The organism is Caldicellulosiruptor changbaiensis, from assembly GCF_003999255.1.
GTDB lineage: Bacteria > Bacillota > Thermoanaerobacteria > Caldicellulosiruptorales > Caldicellulosiruptoraceae > Caldicellulosiruptor > Caldicellulosiruptor changbaiensis.
The window spans coordinates 220,273-244,807 of sequence record NZ_CP034791.1; the positions used below are offsets into that span (position 1 = coordinate 220,273).

Here is a 24,535-nt window from a genome sequence, read left to right on the forward strand (position 1 = left end):
TCTATTTACTCTTAGGATTAAAAATAAGCGCAATTATATACCCAAAAAACACAGCTGCAGCAATGCCGCCAGCTGTCCTTGATACTCCCCCTGTAAATGCCCCAACAAATCCAATTTTTTTCACCTCTTCAATAGCACCTTTTGCTAAAGAGTAGCCAAACCCAGGCCAAGGAACGGTTGCACCAGCTCCTACAATGTCAACAAGCTTTTGATAAAGTCCAAAACCTTGCAAAATTGCACCAAGTGTTACAAAGAGCACAAGCACTCTTACAGATGGCAATTTTGTCTTGTCAATCAAGATTTGACCTATCACACAAATAAGACCGCCTATTACAAATGCCATTAGATAATCCATTGTCATCTTCACCTTTGCAGAATTAAAAAGGTGACAATCTATTCAACTTCAATCGATAGTACATGGGCGATTACAGGAATGCTCCTATAAAAAACACTAAAAGGCAGTTTTTCAGAGTATTTGTCCTTGGCTCAATAGATTTTACCATGCTCTGGTATTATTGAACTTTTTTCTTTTAGATTCATCCTTATTCCCCCACAAACCAGGATAACTGCTGCAAGTATCATTAGCCACTATTTTATGTTTATATGGGCAAAGGGAATGTGCACAATAAAAGAAGAATGTGAGCTTGAGAATGTTTTTGGTTTGGAGTAAGATATAATGTAGCAAGAGAAAGAAAAATTTTTGCAGCAAGAGAGGATTTATATAAGATGCTTCAAGACATAAAAGGCATGGTAAGCGACATTATATATAGAAACTTAGAAAACAATTACACAGTGTTTGAGATACTCTGCGATGATGAGGTTTTCACAGCAGTTGGAGTTGTACCTGACATTGTAATTGGTGAGAAAGTAAAAGTATATGGTGAATTTTATGTCCACCCTGTCTATGGTCAGCAGCTAAAGGTGTCGTACCTTGAAAAGCTTTTGCCGGAGACAAAGGATGAGATTTACCTCTACCTCTCTTCAGGTGTCATAAAAGGCATTGGGCAGAAGACTGCAAAGAGGATTGTGGAAATGTTTGGCGACGATACAATGAGAATTTTGCAGGAAGAACCTGAAAAGCTTTTGGCTGTGCGCGGAATGACACCTGAGAAGGTTGAGAGAATAAAGAATATGTTTTCATTCCAGAAGTTTTTAAAAGACATCATGACAATATTTTCCCAGTATGGACTTTCACAAAACCATGCAATGAGACTTTTTAAATTATATGGTTTTTCAGCTTTGGGGCTACTTTACGACAACCCCTATTTTTTGCTTGACGTATTTCCAGAGCTTGACTTTAAAAAAGTGGACAGGCTTGCATTTGACTTGGGAGTTTCACCTGATGATATGAGAAGAATCTCAGCAAAGATTGTAAATCTTTTAAACATGGGTAGCAATAATGAAGGGCATACATGCCTTCCAAAAGAAAAACTCATTTTGTTTGTTTCAAAGGCGCTTGAACAAGATACAGAGAAGGTTGAAGAAGCCCTTGATAGTCTTATAAAAGCAAAAAGGGTTGTTATTGATACTGTTGACGGTCTTGAGATGGTCTTTTTATATGGATTTTTTGAGTGTGAAAGGTATATCGCGGAAAAGATTGCCTCAATGCTAAAGGAATATGATGACATTTTAGACATAGATGAAAGAATCTCTGAGTTTGAAAAGAAAAACAGCATAGTATTTTCTCAGAATCAGAAAAAAGCTATCAAAATGGCCCTAACTCAAGGTGTGAGTGTGATTACTGGGGGGCCCGGCACAGGAAAGACTACAATTATAAAATGTATAATTGAGATATTTGAGCAGGAAGGCAAAAAGGTTTTCTTGTGTGCACCAACTGGAAGGGCAGCAAAGAGGATGCAGCAGCAATGTGAAAAAGAGGCAAAGACTATTCACAGGCTTTTGGAAATGACTGTAACAGATTCTCAAGTGTTTTTTCAAAAAGGACCCAATAATCCCTTGAGATGTGATGTCATTATAGTTGATGAGATGAGCATGGTTGACAGCTACATTATGTACTATCTTCTTTCTGCGACAAAAGATACAACAAGACTTGTTTTAGTTGGCGATAAAGACCAGCTCCCTTCTGTTGGTGCAGGAAATATATTAAAAGACCTGATACGAAGCGATGTTGTTCCATATGTAAGGCTTACTGAAGTGTATAGACAAAGTGAAGACAGCTTTATAGTTTTAAACGCACACAGGATAAACAATGGTGAGTTTCCATACCTTCAGAAAAACAGTGATTTTTATTTCATTCAAAAAAATTCTCAAGAGGAAATACTAAAAACCATTGTTGAACTTGTAACAAAAAAGCTGCCAAACTATTTATCAGCCGACCCACTGACAGACATTCAGGTTTTGTGTCCATCTAAAAAAGGAGTTGTGGGGATGTACAATATAAACAGGGTACTTCAGCAGTATTTAAATCCCAAAGATGGGTCTAAAAAGGAGGTTGTCTACAAAGAAAACACTTTCAGAGTCGGCGACAAGGTGATGCAAATAAAGAACAACTACTCACTTGAATTTACAATTATAGAAGGTGAAGAGAAGGGCAAGGTCTCAACAGGGATATTCAACGGCGATATTGGGGTTATAAAGGACATTGACAGGGCAGGCGGTGCAATGGAGATTGTATTTGACGATGACAAGCTTGTATTTTACGACTTTTCTCTCTTGGACGACTTGGAGCTTTCTTATGCCATGACTGTTCACAAATCCCAAGGGTCTGAGTTTAGGTGCATTGTAATGCCAGTTGTTGAGACCTACCCGATTTTAATGACAAGAAACCTTCTGTACACAGCAGTTACGCGCGCAAAGGAACTTGTTGTGCTGGTGGGTAAAAAAAGTGCCTTAGAGTACATGATAGCAAACCAAAAAGAGGCTATGCGATATTCAGCACTTTACGACTTTTTAAAAAGGAAGCTAAAAGATACGCAATTGCAAGCTTTATAATATCAGGTATTACAAATGGTGCAACACCTACCAAAAAAGCCTTTTTTAAAGTAAGATGAGCAGCAACTGCTAAAAACAAAAATCCCAATGTATAAATTAAGCACAAACCAACAATGAGAGCAAAAGCTGCGTTTATAATATCATTTTTTATTGGCTTTTTTGTATTTATATAGCTTGTTACAAATGCAGCAATTGGAAAAGCTATTAAATACCCACCTGTTGGGCCAACAAACTTAGAAAGCCCACCAGTAAACCCTGCGAAAACAGGAATACCAACAGCACCCAAAAGGTCATAGACAAGAAGGCTTAAAAAAGCATACTTTGGTGGCAAAATTAAGCTTGCCAAGAAAATTGCCAAAACCTGCATAGTAAACGGCACAGGCCCAATTTGAATTGAAATTTGGCTACATGCAGCAACAACTGCTGCAAAAAGAGCAGAAAGAACAAGCATTTTTGTTGTATATGTGCTCTTTGTATATTCCATATTTTTTGCCCCCTTAAAGTAAACTTTTTATTTAAAAATGGTTTACTAAAAATATAGCAAGGAAATAGACAATTGTCAAGAAGGATGATGGGTGGTTTGGAAAAATGAAAAGAATTTAAATAAATGAGATGAAAAGAAAAAGATTTCTGTACTGCTTTTTTAAATTAATGTAGGTATTTACAACTTTGTATGGTTGTATTATTATAGATATAAAAGGGCACATCTTTTAATTTTCTTTGGTTCGAAACTCTGGCTTTAAAGAAACATAAAAAGTTTAGTAAAAACTTGGAGGGAAATAAATTATGAAAAGACTTTTGTCAGTTATACTTATTATACTTTTAAGCTTGAGTGTTTTGCCTACAGCTGGTGCAAAGAATGAAGTTAGTGTTACTTATGTGATAAAACCGTCGTTTGATTTTGGTGATGTAGGAGATTTTCACGAAGGGTTTGCTGCAGTGGAAAAAGGAGGTAAGTGGGGTTTTGTAGATAAGAGAGGTAAAGTTATTGTGCCTTTTATATATGATGAAGTATGGGATTTTCATGAAGGGCTTGCAAAGGTAAAGAAAGAAAACAAGTGGGGTTTTATAGACAAGACAGGAAAAGTAGTTGTGCCTTTGATATTTGATGATGTATTTAGTTTTTTTGAAGGACTTGCGAGAGTGAAAAAAGGAAACAAGTGGGGGGTTACAGACAAGACAGGCAACGAAATTGTTCCTTTGATATATGAAGATGTATCGGATTTTTATGAAGGACTTGTAGCAGTAAAAAAAAGTGGTAAGTGGGGAGTTATAGACAAGGCAGGTAAAGAAGTTGTACCTATAGTATATGATGGGATTAGATTTTTTTCAGAAGATCTTTTAGCAGTAAATAAAGGAGGCAAGTGGGGATTTGTAGACAAGACAGGCAAAGTGGTTGTTCCTATAGTATATGATGAGATAGACTATTTTCTTGAAGGGATTGCAAAGGTAAAGAAAAAAGGTAAGTGGGGATTTATAGACAAAACAGGCAAAGTTGTTGTGCCTATAATATATGACGAGATAGAATATAATTTTCTTGAGGGGATTGCAAAGGTTAAGAAAGGAGGCAAGTGGGGTTTAGTAGACAAAACTGGTAAAGAAGTTGTGCCATTAATATACGATGAGATTGGTTTTATTTCCGAAGGGCTTGCGGCAGTAGCTAAAGAAGGAAAGTGGGGGTTTGTAGACAAGACGGGCAAAGTAGTTGTACCTTTAACATATGATTTGGTAGGGTCTTTTTGCGAAGGGCTTGCAGATGTGAAGAAGGGAAGAAAATGGGGGTTTGTAGACAAGACCGGCAAAATAGTTGTGCCCATAATATATGAGGCTGTAGCAGGATTTTCCAATGAATTGGCAGTAGTAAAAAAAGATGGCAGATATGGTGTTGTAGACAAGACAGGTAAGGTTGTTGTACCTTTTTTATATGATTGGATAGGGGATTTTTATGAAGGACTTGCACTGGCAAATAAAGATGGAAAGAAAGGCTATATAAATAAAGAGGGAAAAGTAGTTGTACCTCTAATATATGATTGGGTAGCAAGTTGCTTTAAGGATGGGTTGGCAATAGCAAATAGAGGAGGCAAGTGGGGTTTTGTAGACAAAACTGGTAAAGAAGTTGTGCCTTTAATATATGAAAGCGTAAGAGAATTTTCAGAAGGTCTTGCGTGGGTTAAAAAGAACGGCAAGTGGGGGATTATTGCAAATCCTCTTAAGACCAAAAACCTGCCGGTAAAAAGCAAATAATTTGTATCAGAATAACAAAAGGGGATTTTAGCAAATTATGCTAAAATCCCCTCAATTTATTTTTACCACTATTTACATCCTGCAGACTTTAAAAAAATATGCTTTTGTGGTACCTATTAAAGCATTGGGGAAACTTAAAATGTAATCAAATGCTGGATTGAAACAGCAGGAGAAAAAGGAATGCAAATTCCACCGCCAGATGAATATAAATGAAGAAAAGTAGAGTGAAAACTTGTTTTGCGCACTCCAAAGTTGCTCAATAAGCGCCTGTCAGAGGAAGCCAAAAATGAAGGAGTTAGCTTAAATTCTTTTATTCAACATCTAATTTCATATGCTTTAGGATTTAGTGACAATAAATCACATGGAATGACTATTGATCTTGATGTTCTATATAAAGGGAAAATCAGATAAATGAGAAAAAGCAGGGTGCAAGGTTCCATGCTTTTTTTCGTAACACAATTCTCCTATCCCCGTTTATAATTATAAAAATCTTTCCATCCAGCATAAAGCCGTTGTGTAAATTTTCTCATTGTGATAATATGTTATACAACAATGAAAATCAATTCTCAGAATCTCAATTTTAGGTCGAATTTTGTCGAAAGCTGTTGGAAAAAGGTTGTTTTTAAACTGCATGTGATTTGCATTTTTGAGGCTTTAGCAAGGCTAAGCTGTAGAATTTTTTAGCTTATTCTGACTTTGAAAAAAAGGTAAAAAATTAAAGAAAGGAGATGGGTTTTAAGTTGGCTTTTTTGATTGAGCTTGCTGTTGGTATAGCAATTCTTTATCTTTTCTTAAAACTCATAGGACTTAGGATAATACCAAACGACAAAGTGGGAATTGTTGAAAAGTGGTGGTCATTCCGAGGTTCTTTGAATGAACAGATTATAGCCTTAAAAGGTGAGGCAGGTTTTCAGCCAGAGGTGTTAAGAGGTGGTATTCACTTCAGAACTCCTCTTATGTACAAGGTCCACATAGTCCCGCTTGTGACAATTCCCCAAGGGCAGATAGGCTACGTCTTTGCACGTGATGGGAAGCCTCTTGAGCCGACACAAACTCTGGGTAAAGTCGTTCCTGAGTGCAACAACTTTCAGGATGTGAGAGCTTTTTTGGAAAACGGTGGTCAAAAAGGTCCGCAAAGAGGTATTTTGCGTGAAGGTACTTATGCTTTTAACCTTGCGCAGTTCATTGTCTTCACAGAAGACAAGATTTATTATCTTCCAATGGGCAACAAAGAAGAAAAAGAAATGATAGATAACATGGCACAAATTTTAAGACAGCGAAATGCCTTCCGACCGATTATAATCACAGAGGACAAAGTGGGAATTGTTACAGTACATGATGGACCGTCTTTGCCAAGTGGTGATATTGTTGCACCAACGGTTGGAGATGATCCATCTGACCCTGAAACATATCATAACAACTTCCAAGACCCAGAAAAATTCTTAAAAGCAGGTGGTTTTAGAGGAAGGCAGCTTCAGGTTCTTGTTGAGGGCACCTATTTTATAAACCGCCTTTTTGCAACAGTTGAGCTTATTGACAAGACAGTCGTCGAGGTTGGTTATGTTGGAGTTGTTGTATCATATGTTGGACCAAAAGGGCAGGACACATCAGGTGAAGATTACAAACATGGTGAGCTTGTTGAGAAAGGCTTCAGAGGTGTTTGGAAAGACCCTCTAATGCCTGGAAAATACGCATTTAACGCCTACGCCGGCAAAATTGTAAAGGTGCCAACTACAAACATAATTCTAAAGTGGATAAGTAACCAGACAGGAACACACAGATATGATGAGAACCTAAAAGAGGTAAGCCTTATTACAAAAGATGCGTTTGAACCATCACTGCCTTTGGCTGTTGTTCTTCACATAGACTATAGAAAAGCGCCTTTGGTTGTTCAGAGGTTTGGCGATTTGAAGATGCTTGTTGAACAGACACTTGATCCAATGGTTTCTGCCTACTTTAAAAACATAGGTCAAAAAAAGACTTTAATTGAGCTTATCCAGCAGAGAGATGAGATTCAAAAGATAGCATCAGAGGAGATGAAAGAAAGATTTACTCATTACAACTTAGAGCTTGAAGAGGTGCTCATTGGTACGCCTATGTCATCGCCAAATGACAACAAGATTGACGCCATTTTAGAGCAGCTGAGAGACAGGCAAATTGCACTTGAGCAAATTGAGACATATTCACGCCAGCAAAAAGCAGCAGAAAAAGAGAGAGAATTGCGCGAAGCTGAAGCAAGAGCAGCACAGCAAAAACTTTTGACAGAGTCTGAGATAAACATTCAGATTCAGACAAACCAAGGAAAGGCAGAGTATCAGAGGTCACTGCAAGAGGCGCAGAAGATTAAAACTTTGGCAGAGGCAGAGGCAGAAAAAGAAGCAAGGATTGGTATTGGTCGTGCAATTGCAATTGAAGAACAGGTAAAGGCTTACGGCGGGCCGCAGTATCAGGTATTGCAGGATGTCATGGGCAAATTCACAGCTGCCCTTGAAAGGACAGCAATTGACATTGTTCCAGAGACAGTTGTCAATATGAGCGGAAAAGATGGGATAGGAAGCTATAATGCATTTGAGATGCTTTTGACATTACTTTTAACAAAAGAGCTTGGTGTTGAGTACAAACCGATTGAAAGAGAAGATGAAAACATCAAGAGAATAAAACAGGAGATTTTAAATTCAATACTACTTGCCAAAAAAGAAGAGGGTGAAGAATCTAAGGTCTCTATCCAAGAAACCCTAAATATATCTAATAATTTAACTAAAGGCAAAAGTCCCCCTACAATATAAAAACAAAGCTCAAAAGCACATGAGAATAATCTCAGGCTCCCTGTGAAAATGTAAGGGAGCCACTTTTTTTAACATAATTTCCACTATTAATTTGTGCAACAATATGATATAATATTCTTAACAGAATGCAAACGTTTGCTAACTGACAAAAAAGTTAACGAAGAGTTTTATATAGCAGGAAGAAGGGAAGTATTGTTTAACAAAAGTTTGCAAATCAATAAAATTTTTGTTACAATCAAAATTCAGAAACGGATTAAAACCCTTTACATAAACTTTTTAATTGAAAGGGGAGAAAAGTTTAATGCGAGACAGTAGCATTCAAAAAGTTGTTAAAATCTTAGAGTCAAAAGTAAAAAAGTGGGATAAAAAAAATGACTACAGAATTCCAAAACTTTGGGATACGTTTGGATACAAAGGAGAGGAAAAAATAGAAAATGCTGACGGCACAATTTCAGTAAACCCCTATAACTTTCTTTACCAGTGCATAACAAAAGCTATATTGCCAAGCAAGGATACAAAGATTAATTACCTGCAATCGTTAGCACAAATTGAAAGACAAAAAGGTATTACTTCATATGCTCAAGGCAATTGGATTGAAAAAAGCAGCATCTATGGAATGCAGATTAGAACAAGCTCGGCATGGGACCATGACAGTGACAGGGAGTTGAAACTTGAAAATAAATTTGGACTTAAAGACACAGGAACCTTTATAAAAACAATTGCACTTTTACCCCTTATAAAGAAAATGGGTTTTGATTGTATATACACTCTTCCAATTACAAAGAACAGCACAAGATACAAAAAGGGTGAGATGGGTTCACCTTATGCGGTTAAAAACTTTTTTGAGCTTGACCCTATTTTAAAAGACCCTATGACAGATGAGCTTTCAATAGAAGAAGAGTTTGCAGCTCTTATTGAGGCTTGCCACATACTTGGAATAAGATTTGTTATAGACATAATACCGCGAACATCTGCAAGGGATTCAGATTTTATCTTAGAACATCCTGATTGGTTTTACTGGATAAAAGTCTCAAACAGAGAAAAATACGGTCCACCAAAGCTAACGCTGATAAAAGAGTTCACAAAGGCAGATGAGTCTAACATTGAACTTATCTACAAAGACCCCGCTGTAAAGGAGCATCTGAAGCTTTTTATGCCCTCACCTGACAAGTACGCACCTGAAAAGTGGGAAAAAATAAAAGAAGTTTGCAAGCAAAATCCAGATAGAGACTTTTTTGAGCTGATAGAAAAGGAAATAGGGCTTACAACTGCTCCTGCATTCTCTGACTGTCTGAATGACCCACAACCGCCGTGGACAGATGTCACATACCTCAGGCTTTATTTAGACCATCCTGTGCAGTCTGCAAGGTATGTAGATCAAGACCAGCCACCTTATATTCTTTTTGATACTATAAGGGCAAATATTTTCAAAGGTAAAAAGCCAAACATAGAACTTTGGGAAAGAATTTCAAATATCATTGTACATTACCAGCAGAACTTTGGGATTGATGGTGCACGAATAGATATGGGTCATGCACTGCCAAAAGAGTTGGAAGACATGATAATCACCAAGGCAAAAGAAGTGGATCCTGATTTTTGCTTTATTGCAGAAGAGCTAAGTTTGAGCGGCGACAAGAAAGCAAAAGAGTCAGGCTATGATATGATAATTGGGGATGTTTGGGCAAGAGAGCCAAGGTATTATGAGGGAAATCTCAAAAAGATGATAGACAAGCTTTTGAAATTAAAACTTCCTGTTTTTGCAGCATCTGAGATTCCAGACAGTCCGCGGGCGGCATCAAGGATAGGCAGCAAGGATTTTTCAAGGTTTTCTGTTGTTCTCAACAACTTTTTGCCAAATGCAGTTTTCTTCTTGACATCAGGGCAAGAGGTTTTTGAGGTCCAGCCGATGAACTTAGGGCTTGACCCACAGCCAGACGGAAGGTTTAAACTTTCTAAGTCTGATCCGCTTTACGGCAAGCTTGCGTTTTTTGACAGGTACGCTCTTCACTGGACAAATGACGGTGCTCAAGAGATGATAGAACTAATTTCTGCCGTGTCAAAAATAAGAAAAAGGTATGTTGATTTTATTAAACCTGAAAACTTCATTAAGTTTCCATACAACAGCAAATTTGTCATTGCCTTTGGCTACAAGCTTGAGCTGAAGGATGAGAAGTATCTGATTGTCATTGCAAATGCTGATTTGCTAAGAGCAAAGAGAGTAGAAATTAATTTAGAAAAGGCACAGCTTGGCTTGGCAAGAGAAATAAAAGAAGTTGACACGCTATTTGCTCTTAAAAGTACCAGCCCTGTAAAGTTTCAAGATCAGAAACTCAGCAACTTTTTAGAGCCTTTGGATATAAAAATTGTTTTAGCAAGATAAAGAGAAGGGGCTTTGTTTCAAAAAAGGTGATTGAAAAGCCCCTTCTATTTTTATATGAAGCTATTTTACATAGAAAAACTTCTTTTAGAGAGTTATTTCTACAACTTCATTTGCCCTGTCAAGGACAAAATTAGCTTTTTTGTCTTTGCAAACAACTTCATATTCGCCCATGAAACCTGATACTTTTACAGTGCCATTTTCGTCTGTAATCAAACTTTGTGTATCTGTCCACCATTCTTTCTTTATCAATTGGTAAAGGGTGGAGTAAATGGGTTTTGTCCTACCTTCTCTTGTAATAAATCCGGCTGGTGCACCAAGCCAAGCGAAAGTATCAATGAAATTCCACCATGTAATTGCTTCAACAAGTGGGTGTGCAAACAGCATTTTGTAGAAAAGTTTTGCTTCCATTGCTTGTCTTTCTTCGCCCTCTGGTGTTGAAGGCCAGCTATCTACTTTGTAATCATTCAGGTCTTTAATGTGCGGCGGCATGAGTTTTCCAGAAATTAATGTAACTTCTGTAAAGTGAAGAAACAAGCCAAAACGTGAAAACCTTTCAAGCACTTCCTGGGTTTTTTCAATTCCCCAAAAGCCCTGATGCATGTGCGACTGTATTCCTATTGCGTCAATCTTCACACCTGCATCAAGCAATGCTTCAATCAATATTTCATAGGCGTCTGATACAACATAGTCATTGATAAGCAGAATGCTTTTCGGATTTGCCTCTCTTGCTGCATCAAAGGCCATTTTGACAAGACCTATCCTGCCGTATTGCCTGCAAATTCTGGTGATTCCATTGTCGTATTTGTTGAAGTTTGGCATTATAACAACCTCATTTATTACATCCCACATGTCGATAAGACCGGCAAAATCGCTTACCTCACGCTTTATCCTCATAAGCTGAGCTTCTAAAATTTGGTCATTGGTAAGTTCTAAAAGCCAGTCAGCAGTGACTGTGTGCCAGCAAAGTGGATGGCCTTTGAGTTCAAAACCGCGATTTTTTAACCACTCAGCTGCTTTTTTAAGCCGCTGCGTATCTGGCTTGCCCCTGACAGGTTCAAACCTGCCCCAGTAAAACGGAAGAGTGGCAAAGTTGAAAAGGTCCACAAATTTTTCAAAAGCCATTTCAGCTTTTTCTCTCAGGGCACCTGAAAACTCGCCGTTTACAAAAGGAACAATTGAAAATTCTGCACATCCAAATAAAAACTTGTGTTTAGTTTGCCGGACTGTGATTTCAACATTTTTCAAAGGTTTGCCATCAGCTGCGGTGATTTTTAATAGAACTTGGCTTTTTCGGTGTTCGTATCTATCCATTTTTAAAACCTCCTAAAAACAAAATATTCACAAAACTCAAGTTTAATCGTATTACCAGCTACTTAAGTGCAACAATTTGACCACCATTTACTTCAACAGCACGACCATTTACAGAAAGCCATACAGAAATGGCCGAAGGATTATAAACAATATCTCTTTTTACAGAAAACTCAAGCATTCTCAACGCTTTGATGTATCTTACAATTTCAATATTTGTCGCAAACCAAACAGAAGTTGTTTTTGAAACCATCTTGCAAAAATCTTCAATCAACTTCCAGTTGTTTTCTCGTTCAAACTCGAAACTGTGGCCCCATACATACATAAGTTGTAGATGATTTTTATTTTCTGTTTCCAAAAACCTCTTCGTAATTTCGAGCAGATCTTGTTTATGATGGCAGGTTGGATTCCACACAAAAAAATTTGTTGGTATGTTAAAACTGTAAGTGGAATTTACCGTCCTTGAATATTCAATGCCAAGCGATGGCAAAATCTTCACAACTTCTTCATTGTAAACTCCATATGGGTATGACATTCCTTTAACTGGGTATCCAACCAGAGTCTCCAAATATTTCCTGTCTTCAATAATCTCTTCAACTATGCTTTCAAGAGGTATTGAGTCTAAAAAAGGATGAGTTTTTGCATGTATTCCAACTTCATGCCCTTTATAAAGCTGAGAAACTTCATCAGGAAGAACAAAGATATCCTTGCCGAGATTTGCTGAGTTTAAAAAGAAAGTTCCTTTAATTCCGTATTCGTTAAATAAACTGACAAGTTTTCTGTCATATATCTGCCCGTCGTCATAGCTCATTGTGAGCGCCTTCGACTTGCCACCAGGGAACAAATAACTTATATTCATTGATAATCACCCCATCAACAGAATATTTTAAATCTCATCTTCAGTGGTAAAAGGTGATGCTGGCAAACCCTCTTTGTTGTAAAGATTTGCACCTTCTGGATTGTCAGCCCAAGCATATCTTACATAAACAGGGTTTTGAATACTGTCGTGCCAGACAACCACTTTGTCACCTTCAACTGCAGCATTTGCCCATACAAATTTTTTGTCTTTTCCAGCTATTGCAAAGTGTTTTAGCATGTCACCTCCTTTTGCAACAAGGCCACTGCCCACTTCTGAAAACTCTAAAACTGCCTTGTTCCCTTCAATTTTCATTGATTTGTAAAGAGGACCTGATGCTACTAAATCTTTTTCGCCGTATGCTACTTTTTGCGCAAGAAGAGCAAGCCTTTCACCGACATCTTTTTTGTTCGATGGGTGAAGGTCGTTCCACTCACCAAGGTCAATTGCAACTGCCATTCCCACATTGTCAAGGAAAAGAAGTGCTCTTCTTTGTTCTTCTCTCAGCCTTGCCCAGTTGCTCTCACAGGGCTGCGGCTTTGCTTCCATAAAGTTTGCAAGCTGCACATATAAAAATGGTAGATTGCTATCACCCCATTTCTTTCTCCAGTCTTCAACAAGAGCACACAGCTTTTTGCAGTAGCCCTCAGGTCTGTCTGTATTGGACTCTCCCTGGTACCATATTATACCTTTTATACTGTAGTTTAGAAGCGGTGCAATCATTCCGTTGAACAGACCTGTAGGTTTGTACTGCCAAAAAGTTTGTGGTGGCAGAGGTTCTTTGGCTTGAGCTCCAACCTTGCACAACCACTGACCTTTGAGGTCAAGCTTGCAGTCTTCTGTAAATATCTTGTATTCTTTTCCTTTTACAAACTCTCCATTCCCATCGTTGCTTATAACCCTCACAACAATTGTATTTTTTCCTTCTTTTAAAATACCTGCAGGTATATTATACTTTCTTGGTGGATATCGATATGAAGTTGAACCAATCAGTTTTCCGTTGACATATGTAAAGTCGCTATCAACTATTGTCCCAAGGTATAGTTTTGCTGGTTTTCCTGCCATGCACGAAGGTATGTCTATTTCTTTTCTGAACCACACAACACCTATTGTTGAGTCAAGCCCCATTTCCTTCCATGTGGCCGGGATGTTTACTATTTTCCAGTCAGATGGGCTATAGTTTTCATCAAAGAATGGTAGAGGTTGATTTTTAAGTCCAATGTCGGTAGTATCTAAATAGTCAAACCATGCCTTTATTTTTGCCTCTTGTTCTTTTTTGACAGATTCTATATAGCTGTCGTCTTTGAGTTTTTCAAGTTCTTCAGGATTTTCAAGAAACTTGTATACTATGTCTTTGCTCATCCACGCTTCTATTGGAGTTCCACCAACACATGCTTTAATTAAACCTATTGGGACATTGTATCTTCTAAATAGCGCTTTAGCAAAGAAATATCCCACAGCTGAAAACCTAAATACCGTTTCTTTATTCAAAGGTTCCCAGCTTCCTCCCTCTAAATCTTCCTTTGGACCTTTAAAATGGTATCTGTCTGGAACTGTAAATTGTCTAATTAAAGGAATATCACAATCGTCAAGTTCCTCCTTGTAGATATCTATTACTCTTTCCATTGGCACAACCATATTCGATTGTCCAGAACAAACCCATACATCACCAATCAGTATATCTTTAATAGTAATAACTGAATTTTGGGACTTTATTTCCATAGAGTAAGGACCGCCTGGTTGCATTGGTGGCAGGGTAACTTCCCATTTTCCGTCATCATCAGTTACAGTCATATATGATTTGCCTGAAAAGTTTACTGTTACTGTTTCTCTTGGCTCAGCCCAGCCCCATATCTTTACTTTTTTATCTCTTTGAAGTACCATCCCATCACTCAGTAAAAGTGGCAATCTTAATGGCATAATTAATCACCTCGAAACAATATTAATGTTTTTTAAATTTGGATTGTTTGAATCTACAAAGTAGAAACTATTTTAATATTTTTTGGGCCTTTTAATATAAGAAAACGATTTCAAAGAAAGATACAACCCCAACCCCTAAACTCATTAACTCTGGTTATAAAAACCAGATGAGATAGAAAATTAAAATGTGATTAGCTTCTACAGTTTTGAGTGTTGAAATATAAAATTAACCTAATTATGATAACTAATATACAAATATTATATCACTCAAAATAGGTAAAGAAAACTGAATAATTAAAAATGTCAGAACAATTTCTCAAGAGGTGAAAAAAGGTACACAATGAATTATAATTATTATATATGTGTAAATTACAATAATTGAGGAGGAAAACAAAAGGTGTTTAAAGATTTATCGATAGTAAATAGCATTTTGAACTCAATTATATTGATAATTGTAACCATTTATACTGTAAGTGAAAAGATTATAAAAAGCGATTTTAAAGAACCACAAGGTTCAGATGTTAAAAGTACAATTTTGTTTTATACTTTATTGATGCTCTTTGCTCCAGGGTACTTCTTCTTGCATGTCTACAATATTAAGATTGATAAACAAATTGGATATATGCTTTTGTTATTGGTATTATTATCTGGATTAGGCTTATTATGGAACAAACAATTTAAAATGTTTATATTCAAAGATAAAACAAACTATTTCTCGAATATGAAAAACAAGCCAGCATTTTACATGTCTGTTTCAATAGTTGTTATTATATTTGTCGTGAGTATATGGTTAAGCTATTATCTCTTCGTACTGCTTTCAGAAATTATCATGAGTAATTATTTCAGCGGAATTAAATTGTATGTGGCGTTGTCTCTTATCATTCCTACATTTCTGATTGAGTGTTATGCTCTGGTGTATTGGATTCATATTGCTATGTACTATACTCTTACTACTGTTCGTATCCAATTAACTGAAAGAATGTTTGGACTGAAAGAAATTATAGGCTTATTAATTTCCCAAAATAAAGAGTTTTATATAGTAAAACTTGCAAGAGGTACCTCAAAAAGTAGTATGAAAGTGATTATGATACCTAAGGAAGCTGTAAAAGCTATAATGATAATTGAAAAACCAGTTATTTATTAAGATTAGAAAGTTGGGATAAAAAAATATACCATTTTTACTTTCCAATCTTTAACCCTTGTAATAAAGCTAAACAATTTCCAACAAAGATGATATAATATACTCAAGCATTACTTCTAAAACTTTCAAATATTTTGTGAGGAGAGAGAAAAGGGATGGGTAAGTTGTTAAAAAGATTAGCTACTTTTGTATTTTTGGTTTGCTTTACAGTAAATATCGTTGCTTTTGTTGGCATAGCAGCAAACACCCAAGCTTATAACCAGGCAGCAACAGTGTTAAAACAAAAAGGAGTGATGACAGGAGATACTAAAGGAAATCTTAACCTTGACAAGCCTCTTAAAAGGTCAGAGATTGCAAAGATGATGATAATTCTTCTTGGCAAAAAACCTTTGGCAGATTTTTATGCAAACCAGAGAAGATCTTCTTTTAAAGATGTCCCAGTATCACACTGGGCTTTAGGATATATTGAAGCAGCAAAGAATATAGGGCTTATAACAGGATATCCTGATGGAACATTTAGGCCTGACCAGTACTTAAAAGTGGAAGAACTCACTGCAATGGTTGTAAGGGCTCTGGGCGTTAAAGAAAATGAGCTAAAAGGGAAATATCCATTAAATTACATCAAAAAAGCCTATGATATGAACATTTACTTTGGAATTGAGGCTGAGATTGAGGTTGGAAAGCTTATTACACGCGGTCAGACAGCAGTTATTCTATACAATGCATTTTTGAATGAGTCGCTAAAAGAAGCAAAACCTGTTGCAATTGAAAGCATTGACAATACAACTGTAAAAGTCACCTTTGACAAGGAACTGAAAACACTTGACAAGTCTAACTTTGCGTTTGACAATGGACTGAACGTCTTAGATGTCAAATTTGCCGACTCTACAAAGAAGGTTGTTGAAATAAAGACAGCTGCCCAGCAGGAAGGAAAAGAATACACATTTGTTTACAAAGGACAAGCAACCAATTTGAAATTTACAGCTAAAGTCATTCCATTTGGCTTAAGTGAGGATATAAAGGTTGAAAGTCTCAAGAAGATAGACATAAAATTCACAAAAGCAATTTCTCAAAGCCAGATTGACTCGTTGCCAATTAAGGTGTATGTCAACGACAAAGAGGACTCAACAGCAAAGTTTGCAGTATCACAAGATTTCAAAACAGTGAGTATAATATTTCAAAACAAATTAAATCAAGGCGACAAAGTAAGAATTGTAATTACAAACCTTATGTCAGAAACTGGACAGAGCTTTAGCATCACAAAAGAGATATCCTGCATTGATGCTACCCAGCCCAAAGTAGTTGATTTTAAAGTTATTAACAGCAAAAAGTTTAAAGTGATATTCAATGAGCCAATTGATAGCAGTTCAAATGGAAGTTTTAAGATCTGCGATGTATCTTCTGTAGGTGCAACAATAAAAGTTGATGGAAACTACCTTTATGCAAAGGTTACACCAAAGTATGAAGAGAACGCGATTGAGATTGAAAACTACACACCGCTTGCAGATGGCAGCCACACGATTGAAATTGCTGATGCCAAAGACTTTGCAGGCTACAGGATTGCATACTATAAAACAACCTTCACCACAACCCTTGACAGAACACCACCAAGGCATGTTGCTTTGAACTTTGTTGCAAACAATAGGCTCCAGCTTGTATTTGATGAGGAGATAAGAACAATTGATGGTAGCACGCCAACTGGAGAGTATGAAGTGTATCAGGCATCAGACAACACAAACCATGCAATTGGTGCAAAAGTGAAACTGCTATCAGATGGAAAGACAGTTGACATTGAACTTGCCTCCGCTTTGAAGCTTGATGTCAGAGCGCTTGTGTCTTTTGAGATAAGGTACAGAAATGTTGAGGATCTTCTTGGGAACAAAGATACAAACTGGGTAGTGGTTTCTTCAAAAGCAAACGATGATACAACAAAACCCTCTGTAAAGTCTGTTGAGGTTTTAGAAGGGAATGTTATAAAAGTTACATTTTCAGAGAGTGTCAATGCCCAGGACAGAGTGTCTTCGTTCAAGCTTCTGTCCTCTGATGGACAAACAATTTTAGATCAGGTTGCAAAAAGTGTTCAGAGGCTAAAAGAAAATGACTATTCAACATATTTGGTTGAATTCAGCTCTCTTGAAAAAGTAAACGGTGGGACATACATCTTAAAAATCAGTAGTATTCCAGATGTGTCTGTAAGGGAAAACATAATGGATGACGCTACTTTATCATTTGCTGCAAAAGACACATTGCCGCCAACAATTACAGCGGCCATTGCAAAGTATGACCCTGCCTCTGACAATGATAAAATAGACATCTTCTTCTCAGAGGCAATGGATGTTGATAAATTAAAGAATCTCAGCAGTTACTTTATAGGTAGTACATCTGCCACAATACCACTTTCAAGCGTCAAAGGTGCAAAGGTTGACTATATATCACCTTCTGCAAACAGGGTGACACTTTTGATACCCGGTGCTGATGATAAAACACCTGGAAAGTGGTCTGTAGCAGGTGGTGTGGTTGACAAGCTTGCAGCACCTACTTTAACTGATACAGCAGGGAATTTTTTGGCAAATGCAACAATTGCAATGCCGTATTCAATTCTTGCCAACTTCAAAGGTATATCACCGCAAGACATTGAGGTTTTAGCAATTGACAAAAACACAATCCAGATAAAGGTACTAAATGACTATATATTTGCATCATTTGACCCAGCTTCGATAATGTTCAGAAATGCCCAAAGCACAACCAGCCTCAATGGCAATCCTGATAACGACAAAATTGTAAGCCTTGGAATTGTAAGCTATGTACTTAGTCCTGATAAAAAGGTAGTGACACTAAAAACAGCGGCTCTGTTAACGTCTGATGCTAAAGCGGATACAAATGACGCGGGCCAGGAACCTGAAGATCTAAAAATCTATACAACAGGTTCAGGCATAAAAGACCAGTTTGACCAGGTGCTGAATATTCCGCCTACATTGGATGTAAACTTTTATCCGAATATAAAACTGAAGGACAAAATTTCACCACAGCAGCTTTCTGTATCTGTTGGCACAGGTCAAAACTCTGATACCATAATTGTTACGTTTGATGAGCCTGTTACAACTTTGCCTGGTATAAACAATACAATCTTGGCAGCAGGCATTGAGCTAAAAGATGGAACTGCAACACTTTTGCCTGATATCGACTATACAGCTTACACTCAAAATGGAGTTCTTTATATAAAAGTCAAAAAACCAGGAGTTGTTGACAGGTCAATTTCTGTCGAAATAAAAAGACCTGATTTGATTATAGACTACAATGGCAATCCAGTGGTTCCTGCAAAAGCTCAGGTTGTCGACCATGTGACAGAAAGGACATCACCTGATGTGTCAGCAGAGTTTTCTACAACTGATACAAGAAAGGTAAAACTTACATTTACAGAACCAATGGACCCAGCAACATTGGTCCCTCAGAACTTCTCCTGCGTTGCAGGCGGGAATATAATAAGCTTTGTAAAATCTTCTGACAATAGAGTTGTTGAAATAACATTTACAAACCCACTACCAGCAGGGAGCATTGTAAACATATCACCAAATGTCAAGGATTTGGCAGGAAATTCTGTCTTGACCCAGGCTGTGAAGAAGTAGTTGGGTTTGTGGTATAATTATATTTATTGAAGATTTGAAGATTTTATATAAATGATGAGGTGTTTAAAATGATATTAGATGCCAAAGAGGTAATTTCTGATGTAGACAAATATATGGAAATTATAGAGAAAGAAGTAATAATATTACAAAAGGATGGCAAGAAAATTGCCAAAATCGTTACAATTAGGAAAAGGAAAAGGAGAAGAGATAATACAGAAGAAGTTTTAAAAGCAATAAAGGAACTGACAGGTATTGCAAAGGAGCTTAACATGGATGCAGATACAGTAAGAGAGGAGAGAATTTTGGGGAGTGACTAAGGTTGTAATTGATACAAATGTGGTTTTAGATTGGATATAAGGTAGAGAACCTTTTAAAGATGCTGCTGAGAAAATGTTCGAAATTATAACTTTAAGAAAAGATATAAAGGCATATGTGACTGCAAATAGTGTGACTGACCTCTTCTATGTTGCTAAAAAAACAATGAAAGTTGACAGAATTAGAAATTTACTTCTTATAATTTTCAAAAAAGGTAGATATTATAAGTGTATTGAAAAGTGATATAATAAAATCATTAAAAAGTAACTATAATGATTTAGAGGATGCATTACAAATTATTTGTGCTCTCAAGATACAGGCAGATTACTTGATAAAGTAAACGCCCGCACACTCGTGTCTTTAGGCATGAGTAAGGGCATTATCATTGTGTAATTGCAATATTAGATAAAACCACAATAAATATTTGTTAATCTCCTTTGCATATGTTATAATATATGCAAAGGAGATGATAGAAGATGGCAGTAATCCACCACGGAAGAGGATATGTATATTCCATTCAGTACCATATAGTTTGGTGCGTAAAATATAGACACAAAATTCTGCAGGGGGAAATAGATACAAAATTGAAAGAAATACTTTTTGAGATAGCAAAAGAACAGGGTTTTGAAATAATAGCAATGGAAACAAATCAGGACCATGTCCATCTTTTAATAGATTGTTCACCTCAGCATTATATACCCGATTTAATAAAGACTTTGAAAGGTGTTAGTGCCAGAAGATTGTTTCAGTTCTTCCCAGAACTCAAAACTAAACTCTGGGGTGAACATTTATGGAATCCTTCCTACTTTGTTGCGACAGTAAGTGAAAATACTGAAGAACAAATAAAAGAGTATATCAATTCTCAAAAGGAGAAGTAATTCAGATGATAATCACTTACAGATACAGGCTATATCCTACGAAAGAACAGGAAAGACAACTGAAGAAGACCTTTGGTTGTGTTAGATTTGCATGGAACTATTTTCTTGCATACCAGAAAGAAGTTTATAGGCAGCAGAAGAAATCACCAAATGCTTTTGCGTGGATAAGACACCTGCAGCAGCACCTCAAAAGAGAGTATCCATGGCTTAAAGAGGTGGACAAGTTTGCTCTTGAGAACGAAATTAAGAGTCTTGAACAGGCATTTGAAAGATTCTTCAGAAACCAAGCTAAATATCCGAAGTTTAAAAGAAAGAAATCGAACTACTTTTCATACACAACAAATTTCACAAACAATAATATCCAAGTGGATTTTGGAAAGTTAGCTACTGATACTGAACTAAACCGTTGCTGGGGCAGGATAAAATTACCTAAGCTTGGCTGGGTAAAAGCAAGAATCCACAGAACTTTTAATGGTAAAATCAAAACAGCAACTGTAAAGCTATTGCCAAGTGGGAAGTACTATGTATCAATAACAGTAGAGCAAGACAAAGTAGACAATCCGAAGATAAAGGAGACACCTGCAAACTTTGCAACTGCTTTGGATCTTGGAGTCAAAGACTTCTTTGTGGACAGCAATAGCAGACACGTTGAAAATCCCAAGATTCTTGCGAAGTACGAAAGGAGAATAAAAAAAGTACAGAGAGAACTTTCAAGGAAAAGGCCTGGTAGCAAAAATTTTGAGAGAACAAGGAGAAAACTTGCAAAGCTGTATGAAAAGGTGACAAATATCAGGATGGATTTTTTACACAAATGGTCTTCACGGGTTATTTGCGAAAACCAAGCGATAATCTGTGAAGACTTAAAAGTAAAAAACCTTGTGAGGAATCATCATCTGGCAAAAAGTATTATGGATGTATCATGGTCAAAGTTTGTAGAGATGCTGGAATACAAATCTAAATGGTATAACAGGATATTTCTGAAGATACCATCAAGTTTTCCATCATCCCAGATTTGCAGTAGTTGTGGATATAGGAATGAAGAGCTAAAGGACTTAAAAATAAGGACATGGCAATGTCCATGTTGTAGACAGAAACATGATAGGGATGAGAACGCAGCCAAAAACATTCTGAAACAGGGATTACTCCAGTTAGGAATGGTAGTAAGTGTATAGGCGATGTAGTAGGGTTGGGACGACCCGAGCCGATAAAGGCGATGCCTGCTGAGACCTGTCCTCTACTACTGGGGATACAATCCCAGTAGCAAGTCTGGTCGATGAAGCAGGAAGCCTGCGACTTCAGTCGTGGGTAGTTCACTACTCGTGATAAAGAAATGCATAGTAATAAAATTAGAATAATAACCCCAGAAGAGTTTATAAAGGTGTTTTCTTCTTAAAACTTGAAAATACCTCAAAATTCAAAAAGAGGCTGTATTAGTTTTAAAGGCAGCCTCTTTAAATTTTACATTTTTGCAAAAAGGAGTGATATTTCCTTGCTTCTCAAAAAAATCTTCAAGTTTGATGCAGCGCACAACCTCACAAAGTACCATGGAAAGTGTGAAAAGTTGCATGGGCACACGTACAAGCTTGTTGTCACAGTCAAAGGAAAATTAGATGAGCAAGACATGGTTATAGATTTTGCCCTGCTCAAAGACATTGTCCAAAAAGAGGTCATAGACATTTTGGACCATGCATATTTGAATGATATAATCGAAAACCCAACAGCAGAAAACATTGCAAAGTGGATTTGGCAAAGGCTCTATGATAAAATTAAAGCGCAAAATTGTACCCTTTATGAAATTGAAGTCTGGGAAACAGAAGACAGTGGCGCAGTCTACAGGGGTGAAGATGATGATTGATGTTCAGAGCCAGAAAGACCTTCGCGGCATTAGCATTCAAAAAGTAGGGATAAAAGACTTGAATTGGCCAATTGTTGTGATGGACAGGGCGAACAAGACTCAAACAACCATCGCAAAAATCACGGCAGCTGCAGAGCTGAAAGGTGACATGAGAGGTACTCACATGTCGCGTTTTATTGAGGCAATAGATGAGCTAAATGTGGTAGGTCCAAAAGAAATAGAAAGGCTTCTTGACAGAATAAAGGAAAAGCTTGACTCTCAAAAAGCCTACGTTCGCTTTGACTTTCCATATTTTATAAACAAAAGAACACCTGTAACCGAGACGCTTGCACCTTTAAAAGTTGATTGCTACTTTGAAGCAGAAAAAGGCGAAAAGTTTGATTTAAAGGTAGGTGTAATTGTTCCTGTCCACACACTTTGCCCGTGCTCAAAAGAGATTTCTGAGTACGGTGCTCACAACCAAAGAGCGTATGTGACAATTGAAGTGAGAATGAGACGTTTTATGTGGATTGAAGAGCTTGTTGAGATAGCAGAATCTTCTGCCTCATGCCCGCTCTATTCTATCCTAAAAAGGCCAGACGAAAAATGGGTTACAGAACGTGCTTACCAGAACCCGAGGTTTGTTGAAGACCTTTTGCGTGAAGTTGTTGTAAAAATAAACAGTGACAAGCGAATCAAGTGGTACAAGGTTTTTGTTGAGAGCATAGAGAGTATTCATAACCACAACGCATTTGCATATATTGAAGGGGAAATAGCAAAATGATACAATTAAAGTAACAAATCACTTTTGAAAAAGCGAGGGAAGGTTTTTTAAAACCGCCACGTAATGAAGATAAAGATATATACAAAAAGGCTGGGAATCAGTATTGCTGTGCTGGTATTTGGGATTGTATTTATCTTTCTCTTGATAAAGTATATAACAGTACGGAATGTCCAGCCGCAAGAGGACAATATAAGCTATCTTAAAAAACTATTTGGTCTTAAAAATGCCCAGCTTGTTGAAAGTGATATCAAGCTTGAAAAGCTTCCTGATGAGACTTTTATGTACAAGTACCTTTTTGAAGATGACAAGTCAAAGTATGAAATCTATATGAAAGAGAACCAGTCAGTTGTTTACTTCAAAAAGTATCAACCGTCAGATGTTGTAAATGACTTTTCATTCAATGATGTAAAGTCAAAAGCATTCAAGCTTCTGTACAAGTTTGCACCATACACAAAAGGAAATGTTGAGCTTTATGTCACCCAAACCAAAGACAAATACATCTGCAACTTCTACCGTGTAGAAGGGGACAAAAAGGTGCTGTCAAATGAAGCAGTGATTGTTCTAAATAAAGACAATGGTGAGCTTTTAGAGTTTAACATAAGCTGGTTTTCGAATATAAACTTTAAATCTGGTAGCAAAAAAGGGAATGAGGAAGACAAAATTTTAAAAAGTATAAAGATTGTGCCAGCAATCAGCAGCGATTCTTTTTTAAAATATACGACATTAAACAATATTCTCTCCTTAAAAGACCTCTACTTTGACTATGTAGAAGGAAAAGTCTTCCCAGAGATCAATTTAAACCCAAATAAATTTAATCTCCAAGAGTACAACAATTACGTAGATTATGTCCAAAAGAAGGCATCAGTTGAGTATGTTAAGCTAAAATTTGGCAAGATTTTAAACATGCTATCGTCTCAGCAAAGAAGATTGCCATTTTCATTATCTGAATTCAAAATTGAGCCATCTGGTGGATATTCGTACAAAAAAGATAGTTTATATGGCAAGGTAGAGATATCGGCGGATAAGTTTGGAAACATCCTCAAGATGACAGCAAACCTCAAAGCATCTGGCAATATCAAGAAGGTAGAAGCTAAGGTTTTGAACGACAGGGCAGAGCAGCTTATGCAAATTCTTTTGGGTAAATATGTTACTGCTAAATCCTATATTTTTGACAATGAAAATGAACATGCTGTTTCATACAAATTCTATGTTGGCGGGGCTTTTGTTATGGCAGGAAAGCTAAATATCAGCTTTGACAAGCTTTCTGGCGAGGTCACCACAGTTGATTTTGATTTAGGATTGAAGCCAGAGTTTATGGAAAAGGCAAAAGAAGTAAAGGACACAGCTGAGTACCTAAAACTTGTGAGATCCAGCGGGTTTGAAGAGGTGTATGTATTGACAAAAGACTATGGCAAGGTGTATCTTTTTGAAAAGGGTGTAGATGCACACTTGGCGCTAAAGCCCAAGTTTGACCTGACATATCTTATGAATGCAACAAAGTAAGATAAAAT

General features: G+C 37.0%; 19 protein-coding genes. 14 read left to right on the forward strand and 5 right to left on the reverse strand.

Going from position 1 to position 24,535, the window contains the following annotated elements; all coding sequences use genetic code 11:
- Position 1 precedes the first annotated feature (1 nt).
- Positions 2–355 carry a stage V sporulation protein AE gene (gene spoVAE, locus ELD05_RS00990; protein WP_127351004.1) on the reverse strand — a complete coding sequence of 118 codons (354 nt, stop codon included), beginning with the start codon at positions 353–355 and terminating at the stop codon, positions 2–4.
- A gap of 371 nt (positions 356–726) precedes the next feature.
- On the opposite strand from spoVAE, the gene recD2 reads away from it, so the two are divergent.
- Positions 727–2,952: an SF1B family DNA helicase RecD2 gene (recD2, locus tag ELD05_RS00995; protein ID WP_127351005.1), complete on the forward strand. Its 2,226-nt coding sequence runs from the start codon at positions 727–729 to the stop codon at positions 2,950–2,952.
- Here the strand turns inward: recD2 and ELD05_RS01000 are convergent.
- Complete coding sequence (locus ELD05_RS01000) at positions 2,882–3,436, reverse strand: biotin transporter BioY (protein ID WP_127351006.1); 555 nt, start codon at positions 3,434–3,436, stop codon at positions 2,882–2,884. The genes recD2 and ELD05_RS01000 overlap by 71 nt on opposite strands.
- 302 nt (positions 3,437–3,738) lie before the next feature.
- Here ELD05_RS01000 and ELD05_RS01005 point away from each other — a divergent pair, with 302 nt between their 5' ends.
- From ELD05_RS01005 to ELD05_RS01020, 4 genes are all read left to right on the forward strand, one after another.
- Positions 3,739–5,196: a WG repeat-containing protein gene (locus ELD05_RS01005; protein ID WP_127351007.1), complete on the forward strand. Its 1,458-nt coding sequence runs from the start codon at positions 3,739–3,741 to the stop codon at positions 5,194–5,196.
- Between the two features lie 237 nt (positions 5,197–5,433).
- On the forward strand, positions 5,434–5,607 hold the full coding sequence (locus tag ELD05_RS01010; protein WP_277601422.1) for a toxin-antitoxin system HicB family antitoxin: 174 nt from the start codon (positions 5,434–5,436) through the stop codon (positions 5,605–5,607).
- Between the two features lie 317 nt (positions 5,608–5,924).
- Positions 5,925–7,982, forward strand: a complete 2,058-nt coding sequence (locus ELD05_RS01015; RefSeq protein WP_241243551.1) for an SPFH domain-containing protein — start codon at positions 5,925–5,927, stop codon at positions 7,980–7,982.
- Between the two features lie 301 nt (positions 7,983–8,283).
- Positions 8,284–10,362: an alpha-amylase family glycosyl hydrolase gene (locus ELD05_RS01020; RefSeq protein ID WP_127351008.1), complete on the forward strand. Its 2,079-nt coding sequence runs from the start codon at positions 8,284–8,286 to the stop codon at positions 10,360–10,362.
- 84 nt (positions 10,363–10,446) lie between these two features.
- Here the strand turns inward: ELD05_RS01020 and ELD05_RS01025 are convergent, their stop codons facing one another.
- The 3 genes from ELD05_RS01025 to ELD05_RS01035 are packed head-to-tail and all read right to left on the reverse strand — an operon-like array spanning position 10,447 to position 14,446.
- Positions 10,447–11,673, reverse strand: coding sequence for an endo-1,4-beta-xylanase (locus ELD05_RS01025; RefSeq protein ID WP_127351009.1), 1,227 nt, complete (start codon positions 11,671–11,673; stop codon positions 10,447–10,449).
- 58 nt (positions 11,674–11,731) lie between these two features.
- Complete coding sequence (locus tag ELD05_RS01030) at positions 11,732–12,529, reverse strand: polysaccharide deacetylase family protein (protein WP_127351010.1); 798 nt, start codon at positions 12,527–12,529, stop codon at positions 11,732–11,734.
- Positions 12,530–12,556: 27 nt separating this feature from the next.
- Positions 12,557–14,446 (reverse strand): sialate O-acetylesterase, encoded by a 1,890-nt coding sequence (locus ELD05_RS01035; protein ID WP_127351011.1) that lies wholly within the window; start codon positions 14,444–14,446, stop codon positions 12,557–12,559.
- 397 nt (positions 14,447–14,843) lie between these two features.
- Here ELD05_RS01035 and ELD05_RS01040 point away from each other — a divergent pair, with 397 nt between their 5' ends.
- From ELD05_RS01040 to ELD05_RS01075, 9 genes are all read left to right on the forward strand, one after another.
- Positions 14,844–15,590, forward strand: a complete 747-nt coding sequence (locus ELD05_RS01040) for a hypothetical protein (RefSeq protein ID WP_127351012.1) — start codon at positions 14,844–14,846, stop codon at positions 15,588–15,590.
- A 152-nt stretch (positions 15,591–15,742) separates the two neighbouring features.
- On the forward strand, positions 15,743–19,213 hold the full coding sequence (locus tag ELD05_RS01045; protein WP_127351013.1) for an Ig-like domain-containing protein: 3,471 nt from the start codon (positions 15,743–15,745) through the stop codon (positions 19,211–19,213).
- Between the two features lie 68 nt (positions 19,214–19,281).
- Complete coding sequence (locus ELD05_RS01050; protein ID WP_127351014.1) at positions 19,282–19,530, forward strand: hypothetical protein; 249 nt, start codon at positions 19,282–19,284, stop codon at positions 19,528–19,530.
- Positions 19,531–19,603: 73 nt separating this feature from the next.
- Positions 19,604–19,771: a hypothetical protein gene (locus tag ELD05_RS13935; protein WP_164742544.1), complete on the forward strand. Its 168-nt coding sequence runs from the start codon at positions 19,604–19,606 to the stop codon at positions 19,769–19,771.
- Positions 19,772–20,004: 233 nt separating this feature from the next.
- The gene (gene tnpA, locus ELD05_RS01055) at positions 20,005–20,406 is read left to right on the forward strand and encodes an IS200/IS605 family transposase (protein ID WP_127351015.1); all 402 of its coding nucleotides are present in this window, start codon (positions 20,005–20,007) and stop codon (positions 20,404–20,406) included.
- Positions 20,407–20,411: 5 nt separating this feature from the next.
- Complete coding sequence (tnpB, locus tag ELD05_RS01060) at positions 20,412–21,578, forward strand: IS200/IS605 family element RNA-guided endonuclease TnpB (protein WP_127351016.1); 1,167 nt, start codon at positions 20,412–20,414, stop codon at positions 21,576–21,578.
- Positions 21,579–21,895: 317 nt separating this feature from the next.
- Positions 21,896–22,261 (forward strand): 6-carboxytetrahydropterin synthase QueD, encoded by a 366-nt coding sequence (gene queD, locus ELD05_RS01065; RefSeq protein WP_127351017.1) that lies wholly within the window; start codon positions 21,896–21,898, stop codon positions 22,259–22,261.
- On the forward strand, positions 22,254–23,024 hold the full coding sequence (gene folE2 / locus ELD05_RS01070; RefSeq protein ID WP_127351018.1) for a GTP cyclohydrolase FolE2: 771 nt from the start codon (positions 22,254–22,256) through the stop codon (positions 23,022–23,024). Before queD ends, folE2 begins: the two co-directional genes overlap by 8 nt.
- A 63-nt stretch (positions 23,025–23,087) precedes the next feature.
- The gene (locus tag ELD05_RS01075) at positions 23,088–24,527 is read left to right on the forward strand and encodes a hypothetical protein (RefSeq protein ID WP_127351019.1); all 1,440 of its coding nucleotides are present in this window, start codon (positions 23,088–23,090) and stop codon (positions 24,525–24,527) included.
- The last annotated feature ends 8 nt before the right edge of the window (positions 24,528–24,535 follow it).